Here is an 8,887-nt window from a genome sequence, read left to right as displayed (position 1 = left end):
GAGTTGCCTGCGCGTCACATCCAACAGTCCTACCGGGTTCTGCCCCAGAGCGGGGCAGAACCCGAAGATTGATCACAACATCACACAGGCCCTAGCACGACAGCCTGACCGGCGGTGGTCCCCGGAGCCCGTGCTCCGGGGACCACCGCCTTTCGTCGTCCCGGCGGGCACCGGAGAACCGCTACCCGTCACCCCCACTCCGACCGATCGGCCAGGCGGCGGTACCACCAGAACTCCGTGCGCCACTGGCGCCGGTCCGCGAACGGGTCGGGGAGGGTACGGTGCAAGAACACCGTGTCCAGGGCCTTCACGAGTCGGCCGAGCTCGGCACGGGCCCGTTCCGGCAGTCGCTCCAGGGCTTCCTCCAGCACGTCGCGTGCGTGTCTGACGTCGTCGAAGGAACATCCCGGGCACGGGCAATGCGACTCCTGCGGGTACAGCGGACGCCGTCCCGGCGGGCGCAGGAACTCGCGGTACCGCCGCAGCGCCCGGTCGGTGGCGCCCGCGTGGAGGTAGAAGCTGTCGCTCAGGCGCTCGACCCGGTGGACGGCCAGGCTCGCCCTGTCGGAGAGTCCGTGGATCCGGAGCGGAGGGGTCGGCCCCGAGACGCGGGAGGCCGGTCGTTCGGCGCGCAGTGCGCGGGGCCGTCTACGCGGCATCGGCCTTTCGACACGTGATCATGGGCGCCATGATGCCAGGCAGGGCCGCGCTGCCGCACCTGGTTTCCCCTGCGGAGTGCGGAGTTCGGGGCTCGGCGGGCAGCCGTGGCGCAGCATGCCGGCGCCGGCCAGCCCCTGGAGGGGGTGGCCGGCGCCGGTGAGCCGGGGTGGAGCAAATTCACGTCACAGAAGATTCGGTGGCGATCGAAGCACTGTGGGAATTCCCGGTGATTCGGTCGGGCGAATTTCTGTTCGGGGCGCGCTCCGCCGGTTCGTCAGAGGATCTGGATGGAGTTGACTCGCGGCGGGCGGTTCGGGAAGGAGATGTCGGTCCAGCGGTTGATCCGCACCGAGTCGCCGTTGGCGTCGGAGTAGACCAGGTCGTTGTTCCCGGTGGAGATCCGGTCGACCCACCACCCGCCGAAGCCGATCGACCCCCCGTTCGCGTAGCAGTCGACGCTGTCACGGCCGTCGAGGTGCGACCAGATCTTCAGGAAGTCGTTGCGGCTCCCGTCGCACTGGACGTGGTCGATGGCGAAGGCGTTGCCGGACGGCACGGCCACGGTGAGCGTGGCGGCCGCGGCGAAGGCCATCGCCATCGAGCTCACGACCTTCTTGGCTTTCGAGATCATGGATTCTCCTCAGTCGGATGAAATGTCGAATCGGAGACCGCTTCGCAACGAGTTTCGGTTGCGTCGTGCTCGATCAGTATCCAGACCGCTTTTGTGACGGTCAATCGAACGAAGCCTGACCTCACGTGTTCTCGGACATTTCCCTCCGTGTTTTCGGCGAGACGTGGGGTGTGGTGTTCTGGTGGGTCGCGAGTGGTTCCGGGGCCGAGCGGACGGGCCGTCGACCGAGGGTCGCCTAAGTGCTGTGCTGACGTGGGGTGATGGTCGGACGGCCGACCGCGCGCGACAGCTGTCGGGGGACGCCTGGCTGGGAGAGGGGGGTGGGGCTGGCGGGTTCGCGCAGGACGTGTCGTGCGGTGTCGGGGGAGGGCGTGGACGGCGTCCCCGCGCCCCAAGCGGCCGCCGTGGCCGCCCGTGGCGACGGCGACGACCTGTCTCTCCGGCGTCCTCTCCCGGATGCGGTCGCGGTCGAGCCAGGCCGGGACAGCCCGTCCAGAACGGTGACATCGGTAAAGACGGGGCGGAGGACGACTTGCAGTAGTCGCAACTTGAAGAATTCTTCAAGTGCATAGATGATGCTGCCCTGTACTCGGCAGAGATGCGGTCGCGCGCGGCAGCGCCGGCGGCGAGGAGGGGCGCATGAGCGACGTATTCGACCAGGAGCTTCGCGAGCAGCTCGACGAGGCCCGCCGGCAGCGGGCCGAGGCTCGGACGGCAGGTGACGAGGACAGCGCGCAGGCGTACGCCGGACGCGTCACACAGCTGCTGCGGATCGCCGCCCAGCACGGCATCGAGATCGAGCACACCGCCGAGGAACAGGAAGAGGACTGAGCATGGCCGTCCCGCTCTACCAGGCGAAGGCGGAGTTCTTCCGCACGCTCGGCCACCCGGCGCGCATCCGCGTGCTGGAACTGCTCCAGGACGGCCCGCGTCCGGTGCGCGAGCTGCTCGCCTCGATCGAGATCGAGCCGTCCAGCCTCTCCCAGCAGCTCTCCGTCCTGCGCCGCAGCAACCTGGTCACGGCCACCCGCGAGGGCAACACCGTGGTCTACGCACTGAGCACGCCGGACGTCGCGGAGCTGCTGCGGGCCGCGCGCCGCATCCTCACCGAGATGATCGCCGACCAGGGGACGCTGCTCGCCGAGCTGCGCTCGGCCGGGCTTCCGGACGCGGCGGAGCAGACGGCGTGAGCGCCACTCGGGCCACCCTCGCGGGCCGGGCCGCCGGGCGAGTACGCGCCGTCCTGCCGAACCGCGCGGCCCTCGCCGCCATGGGGCGCTCACCGCGCAAGGACCTGGTGGCCGGTCTGACGGTGGCGATCGTCGCGCTGCCGCTCGCGCTGGGCTTCGGCGTCGCCTCCGGCGCGGGGGCCGAGGCCGGGCTGGCCACCGCCGTGGTCGCCGGGGCGCTGGCCGCGGTGTTCGGCGGCTCCAACCTCCAGGTCAGCGGACCGACCGGCGCCATGACCGTGGTCCTGGTGCCGATCGTGCACCGGTACGGCACCTCCGGCGTCCTCACCGTCGGCCTGATCGCCGGCCTGCTGCTGGTCGCCCTCGCCCTCGGCGGGGCCGGCCGTTTCATGGCCTACGTCCCCGCGCCGGTCGTCGAGGGCTTCACCCTCGGCATCGCCGGCGTGATCGGACTCCAGCAGGTGCCCGCCGCCCTCGGCGGCACCAAGGGCGACGCCGAGAACGTCGTGGCCGTCGCCGGACAGGCCCTCGCCGACTTCGCCCGCCACCCGCACCCGGCCGCGCCCGCCGTGGCGCTCGCCGTCGCCGCGGTGATGCTCGTCGGCGCACGGCTGCGCCCCGGCATCCCGTTCTCGCTGCTCGCCGTCGCCGCCGCGACCGCGGTGGCCGACCTCGCCCACCTGGACGTGGCGACCATCGGCCACCTCCCGGCCGGTCTGCCGCTGCCGTCGCTGGGCTTCCTCGACCCCGGCGCGGTGCCGCACCTGCTCACCGCGGCCCTCGCGGTCGCCGCGCTGGCGGCGCTGGAGTCGCTGATGTCGGCGACCGCCGCCGACGCGATGAGTGCTTCCGAACGGCACGACAGCGACCGGGAGTTGTTCGGCCAGGGAGTGGCCAACCTGGTCGCCCCGCTGTTCGGTGGCGTCGCCGCCACCGGCGCGATCGCCCGTACCGCCGTCAACGTCCGCTCCGGCGCCGTCTCCCGGCTCGCCGCCCTGGTGCACGCCGCCGTGCTCGCGGTGGTCGTCTTCGCCGCCGCTCCGCTCGTCGAGGGCATCCCGCTGGCCGCGCTCGCGGGCGTCCTGATCGCCACCGCGGTCCGGATGGTCGAGGTGGCCTCACTGCGGGCGCTGGCCCGCAGCGGACGCGGTGAGGCCGCCGTTCTGGCGCTCACCGCCGCCGCGACCCTGGCCTTCGACCTGGTCACGGCCGTCGTCGTCGGCCTGGCCGTCGCCGGGATCCTGGCCCTGCGCCAGGTCGCGCGGTCCGCGCGGCTCCAGCAGGTGCCGCTGCACGACGGCCTGGCCCCGGCCGAGCATCACGAGGAGGAGCGGGCGCTGCTCGCCGAGCACATCGTCGCCTACCGGATAGACGGGCCGGTGTTCTTCGCGGCCGCACACCGCTTCCTGCTCCAACTCGCCGAGACCACCGACGTCAAGGCCGTCATCCTGCGCCTGTCCCACGTCACCGCGATCGACTCCACGGGCGCCCTGGCGCTGGGCGACGCGATCGGCACGCTGGAACGGCGCGGCATCCTCGTCCTGGCCGCGGGGGTGCCGGACGGCCACCGGCGGACCCTGGACGCCCTCGGCGTCCTGGACACCCTCCAGCGGCAGGGGCGGGTCTTCGCCCAGACACCGGACGCCATCGCCCGTGCCCGCACCGAGCTGCGGACCACCGGAGTCCTGGCGGACGCCACGGCACGAAAGGGAACGGACCGATGACCGCCCGGCGCCCGCACATCCGCCCGAGGCCCCGGCACGACCGCCCCACGACCCGACCCCAGGAGCACCGACCATGAGCAGCGCCACCGGCGACGAGAAGAAGCGGCGCAAGGCCATGCTCATCCGCGCCGGGATCTACATCCTGGGCACCCACCTGTTCGCCGGCTTCGTCATCCTGCTCTTCGCCCTCGGCAACCGCCACTGACCGCCCGTCCGGTCGCCGACCCCCGAACTGCTGCCACAACGGGCGGGGTTCGCGCTGCTGACGGGTGGTCGCAACGCCTGGACGGGAACGGGAGTGCTCCAGCGCCGGCAGTGTGGCAGGCTGGCCCGATGTCTACGACCCTCCGCCCCATGGACGCCCGACTCCTGCCCGCCTGGCTCGATCGCAGCCGGGCCGAGTACGCCAAGGACCTCGTCGCTGCGGGGCAGACGCCAGACGAGGCCGGCCGGCACGCGGCCGACAGCATGGCCCGCTACTTCCCCTCCGGTACACCGAGCCCCGGGCACGCGCTCTTCGACGTGGTCGATGCCGCCGGGGCCACCGTCGGCCACCTCTGGATCGGACCGGACACGAGCGAGGACGCCGGCTCCTGGTGGATCTGGGACATCGCGATCGACGCCGACAAGCGCGGGCTGGGCCTCGGGCGAAGGGCCATGCTCCTCGGCGAGGAGTACGCCCGGGCGCAGGGCGCCCATACCCTCGGGCTCAGCGTCTTCGGGTTCAACACGGGCGCGCGCGGCCTCTACGAGTCGCTCGGCTACGAGACGACCTCGGTCAAGATGCTCAAGCGGCTCGGCTGAGGTCCTGGGGCATCGCCTACGGGTGGGTGTCCTTGGCCGTGGGCTGCGTCCTCTGGTTGTAGATCTCCTTGCCGTCCGCGTTGTAGGCGTGGACGTAGGGGGTCGGGGGGAAGGCGTCCGCGTCGGGGCCGGTGGAGACGGCCGCGGTGTAGACGAAGGCGCCGCCCGCCATGACGGCCGGGTACTGCGTCGGGTCGTCGCCGTAGCTGATGGTGACCTTGGCGACGTCGGCGGTGTAGTGCCCGGCGCCCAGCGAGAGGACCTGCCCGGCACCGGTCGGGGCGTTGAAGCTGTCGAAGAACTCGACCAAGTGGCCGGTGCCCCACAGGCGGTCGTTGATGAACGTCGGGGGGAGGGAGATGCTGTGCCCGGTCCGGCCCTTCGACTCGCACTGCGCGTACTGGCCGGCGGAGTCGACGGCGACGACCACGCCGTCGGTGTCCGAGGAGGCGACGGGAGCGCGGACCGCGATCACCGCCTGGTACTGCGAAGCCTCGGAGCCCAGGCACGAGCCCAGGATCTCGGTGACGGCCCCGGCCTCGATCGGAGTCGTCGTCGTGCTGGTGACGGTGAAAGCCGCCGGGGGGTGGGGGGAGGCCGGCACGGAGGGGGTGCCTGTGGCGGCCGGCCCCTGCTGTGGTGCCGGTGGGTGTTGTGGCCCCGGCGGGTTCAGCACGGACGGGAGGGCCAGGCACAGGGCCGCCGCGGTGCAGGCCACGGTCGCGCCGAGGGCGTGTCGGCGGTGGCGGCGCCGGTCGGCGCGTCTGCGGATCTCCGCAGCGGGCAGGGTCGGTGCCGGCATCTGCGTGCCGAGCAGCCGCAGCCGGTCGTCGAGGCTGTCGTGGACGGGGTCAGACACGGAGCTTTCCTTCCTCGCTGGTCGGGGTCCGGTCGGAGAGTCTGGCCGCGAGCGCGGTCCGGCCGCGGGCGAGGCGGCTCTTGACGGTGCTGATGCCGGCGCCGGTCTCGGCGGAGACCTGCTCGATGGAGAGGTCGCACATGTGGTGCAGGACCAGGGCGATCCGCTGTGCTTCGGGTAGGTCGCGGAGCGCGGTGACCAGCATCAGGTGCTCCTCGGCGGGCGGCTCGACGGTGGACGGTTCGTGGCGGTGGTGGTGTCCGGCCAGGTGCAGGCCCCGGGCGAGGCGCCGCCAGCGGGAGTGGGCCAGCCGCCGGGCCGTGGTCCGGATCCATGCCTCCGGGGCGTTGCCGGGGTCGAAGGTGCGCCTGCGGTCCCAGGCGCGGATGAAGGCCTCCTGGACCACGTCCTGGGCTTCGGACCAGTTGCCGGTTATCGCGTAGAGCTGCCCGGTGAGGCGGGAGAAGGACGCCGCGTAGAACGCGTCGAACTCCTGTGGCGTCATCAAGGGCCTCTCCTCCGGGGCTGTCCGTCAGCTCGCGGCACGGGCGGTGCGCGAGGGAGCACTTCTCGGCCACGGCGGGTCAGCCGTGCGTCCTGGGTGGAGCCTCCCGCCCTGTACGCACGAGCGCCGTCCCAGGGTTACATCGACGGCCTATGACCTGGATCACATGCGCGGGGTGCGACCGCTCGGGCGTCGGGAGGCGTACAGGGGCGCGGGTATCAACCGGACGCCCGCAGGAAGGGACACGGATTCATGCGTATCCGCCCGATCATGATCATCACCGCCACCGCCGCGGCCATCGCGACCGCGGGGGGAATGGCCACCGCCGCGACCGGCACCCCCACGGCCACCCCCACGGCCCAGAGCAAGCCCGCCGCCGCGCCGGCCGCCCCGGCCGCCCCGGCCTCCGGCGGCGGCTCGGCCGCGACCGGAGCGACTGCCACCCCGGCGGCCTCCACCGTCACCAGCACGACGACGACCCCGATCGACGCCGGGACCGTCGCCGGGATCCTGGGCTCGTGCCTGGGTTCCGAGGCGTCGCAGTACCAGGCGGTGATCGGGGTCCGCGCTCCCGTCGCCTCGTCGGACACCGACGGCGTGGTCATCGCCGTCGACTCCGCCGGCCAGTACGTGCAGTGCGAGTCGAAGGGCGACAAGGGCACCAGCATGTCCTCGCCCGCGACGTTCATCAACGACCGCCTGTGGGGCACCGGTCACCTGGTCGAGTTCTTCGACAGCTTCAGCACGCCGGCCGGTGCCGGGCAGGTCCTCTCGCTGGGCGCCGGGCACTACACCGCCGACGTCGCCAAGGTCACCATCAGCTACGGCGACGACGCGACGGAGTACCCGGCCGTCATGGCGGGCGGCGCCTTCGCCTACACGGCTGCCATCTCCACCGGCTCCGACGCGAACGCCTTCCCCCCGGCTCCCTACGTCCACGCCTACAACGCGGACGGCAAGGAGATCTACAACCAGAAGACGCAGCCCACGGTCAAGAACACCCACCCGTAGGCGACACCCCGGGCGGGCGGCCGTTGCGACCTCCGCAGGGGCAGTGAGCCGGATCCTCCGCGGAGGATCCGGCTCACTGCCTTTCGAACCGGGCCGAGCGGGTCAGCGCTGCCGCTCGGGCTCCGCGTAGGTGCGGAAGTCCGAGGCGGTCTCCGGCCAGTTGGCCCGCTGCCAGCTCCGCAGCTCCGGGTACGTCGCGTGGGCGGGCACGACCACCAGGCGCTCGTCGAACCACCGGGTCAGGAACTCGCGCCGGCTGCGCACCTCCTCCCGGGTGCGCCCGCTCAGCATGACCTGCCCGACCCCCTGGGTGGTGTCCTGCACCGTGTCCCCCGTCCGGAAGCCGTACGGGAGGTCCAGCCGCACGTGCTCGACACCGGGCAGGGCCCGGATCTGCTCCAGTGAGGGATAGCCGACCAGGACACCGGGCCGGTTGGCGAGGAAGAGGGTGCTGACGCTCTCGGGGCGGACGGCCGGCTCGATCGCCGGCTCGATCCCCTCCGCGCACCGGATGGCGGCTTCGCCCAGGTCCACGCCGAACTTGAACGCCACCGCTTCGGAGATCAGCCCGCCGCCGGTGCGGGCGGCGCACTCGCCGAACACGAGCCCGCCGGTGTCGGGCCGGCGGAACAGCTCCATGTGGAACACCCCGCGCCGCAGGCCGAGGGCCCGCAGCGCCTCCGTCACGACCGGCCGCGCCAGGGCGAAGGCGTCCGCGTCCTCGGTCGGGTCGAAGCGTTCCAGCTGGAGCACCCGGTTGGCGTCGACGGCGGTCAGGCACGGCTCCGCGTAGGTGCCCACGCTGAGGAACCGGAGTTCGCCGTCGAAGACCACGCCGTCCGCCATCCACTCCTCGCCCGGCGTGAACTGCTCCAGGACGAAGGTGCGTTGCGGAACGCCCCGGCGCCGGTACTCGGCGCAGGTGTCGATCAGCTCGGACAGCCCCCGGACGACCGAGGTGTTCCGGGTGCCCGCCCCGGCGATGGGCTTGAGCACCGCCTTGTCGAAGTCCGCGAGGGCGGACGGATCCAGGTGGTGGATGTCCTCGATGACCTGCGAGGCGCCGACGTCCAGGCCGGCCGCCGCGACGGCCCGCTTCTGCAGCCACTTGTCCCGGAAGTTCGGGGCGATGTCCGCGGCCACGGCCGTCGGGAGGTCCAGGACCCGGGCGAGTGCCGCGACGGTGACCAGGGCCTCCTCGTCGGAGGTCTGGAGGAAGCGGAACTCCCGCTCGGCGGCGCCGGTCCGGCGCAGGGCGAGGAGGACGCTCTCGATGCTCGTCGGGTCCTCGGCGAAGATCCCCACGGCCCCGTCCGGGAGCTTCAGGTAGCCCCAGTCCGCCAGGTGCGGGCCGTGCACCACGTACGGCGTGATGCCGTTCCTGAGGCAGGCGCGCATCGCGTACGGGTCCGTGCCGACGATCAGGGCCGAGGGCTGGTCCTGGGGCAAGGCTTCTCCTTCGTTGTGGGGCTGAGGGGGCGGCGGTCCGCGGGCGGACCGGGA

At 72.4% G+C, this 8,887-nt stretch carries 11 protein-coding genes; 6 read left to right on the top strand and 5 right to left on the bottom strand.

Annotated features, from left to right (window positions below; all coding sequences use genetic code 11):
• Positions 1-188 precede the first annotated feature (188 nt).
• Together ACFVXH_RS27145 and ACFVXH_RS27140 are read right to left on the bottom strand one after the other, a co-directional pair.
• Positions 189-659, bottom strand: coding sequence for a hypothetical protein (locus ACFVXH_RS27145; RefSeq protein ID WP_074005865.1), 471 nt, complete (start codon positions 657-659; stop codon positions 189-191).
• Positions 660-934: 275 nt separating this feature from the next.
• A complete protein-coding gene (locus ACFVXH_RS27140; RefSeq protein WP_049649160.1) occupies positions 935-1,291 on the bottom strand; it encodes a beta/gamma crystallin domain-containing protein in 357 nt (118 codons plus the stop codon).
• Between the two features lie 639 nt (positions 1,292-1,930).
• Here ACFVXH_RS27140 and ACFVXH_RS27135 point away from each other — a divergent pair.
• From ACFVXH_RS27135 to ACFVXH_RS27115, 5 genes are all read left to right on the top strand, one after another.
• Complete coding sequence (locus ACFVXH_RS27135) at positions 1,931-2,122, top strand: hypothetical protein (RefSeq protein ID WP_117486199.1); 192 nt, start codon at positions 1,931-1,933, stop codon at positions 2,120-2,122.
• 2 nt (positions 2,123-2,124) lie between these two features.
• Entirely contained in the window at positions 2,125-2,481 is a 357-nt protein-coding gene (locus ACFVXH_RS27130; RefSeq protein ID WP_074005869.1) for a helix-turn-helix transcriptional regulator, read from the top strand.
• A gap of 80 nt (positions 2,482-2,561) precedes the next feature.
• The gene (locus ACFVXH_RS27125) at positions 2,562-4,205 is read left to right on the top strand and encodes a SulP family inorganic anion transporter (RefSeq protein ID WP_387828026.1); all 1,644 of its coding nucleotides are present in this window, start codon (positions 2,562-2,564) and stop codon (positions 4,203-4,205) included.
• Between the two features lie 73 nt (positions 4,206-4,278).
• Positions 4,279-4,410, top strand: a complete 132-nt coding sequence (locus tag ACFVXH_RS27120) for a DUF6126 family protein (RefSeq protein WP_220450012.1) — start codon at positions 4,279-4,281, stop codon at positions 4,408-4,410.
• Between the two features lie 149 nt (positions 4,411-4,559).
• Positions 4,560-5,009 carry a GNAT family N-acetyltransferase gene (locus tag ACFVXH_RS27115; protein WP_387828004.1) on the top strand — a complete coding sequence of 150 codons (450 nt, stop codon included), beginning with the start codon at positions 4,560-4,562 and terminating at the stop codon, positions 5,007-5,009.
• 16 nt (positions 5,010-5,025) lie between these two features.
• Here ACFVXH_RS27115 and ACFVXH_RS27110 read toward each other — a convergent pair whose 3' ends face one another.
• Complete coding sequence (locus tag ACFVXH_RS27110; RefSeq protein ID WP_387828001.1) at positions 5,026-5,868, bottom strand: hypothetical protein; 843 nt, start codon at positions 5,866-5,868, stop codon at positions 5,026-5,028.
• Positions 5,861-6,373, bottom strand: coding sequence for a SigE family RNA polymerase sigma factor (locus tag ACFVXH_RS27105; protein WP_387827998.1), 513 nt, complete (start codon positions 6,371-6,373; stop codon positions 5,861-5,863). The genes ACFVXH_RS27110 and ACFVXH_RS27105 overlap by 8 nt, the downstream gene beginning before the upstream one ends.
• A gap of 252 nt (positions 6,374-6,625) precedes the next feature.
• Here ACFVXH_RS27105 and ACFVXH_RS27100 point away from each other — a divergent pair, with 252 nt between their 5' ends.
• The gene (locus tag ACFVXH_RS27100; protein WP_387827995.1) at positions 6,626-7,384 is read left to right on the top strand and encodes a hypothetical protein; all 759 of its coding nucleotides are present in this window, start codon (positions 6,626-6,628) and stop codon (positions 7,382-7,384) included.
• Between the two features lie 102 nt (positions 7,385-7,486).
• Here the strand turns inward: ACFVXH_RS27100 and ACFVXH_RS27095 are convergent, their stop codons facing one another.
• Entirely contained in the window at positions 7,487-8,833 is a 1,347-nt protein-coding gene (locus ACFVXH_RS27095; RefSeq protein ID WP_387827993.1) for a hypothetical protein, read from the bottom strand.
• Between the last annotated feature and the right edge of the window lie 54 nt (positions 8,834-8,887).

Source organism: Kitasatospora sp. NPDC058184, assembly GCF_042883725.1.
GTDB lineage: Bacteria > Actinomycetota > Actinomycetes > Streptomycetales > Streptomycetaceae > Kitasatospora.
Note: the sequence above shows the minus strand (reverse complement) of the source record. Positions and strands in the feature narration are given on the sequence as shown.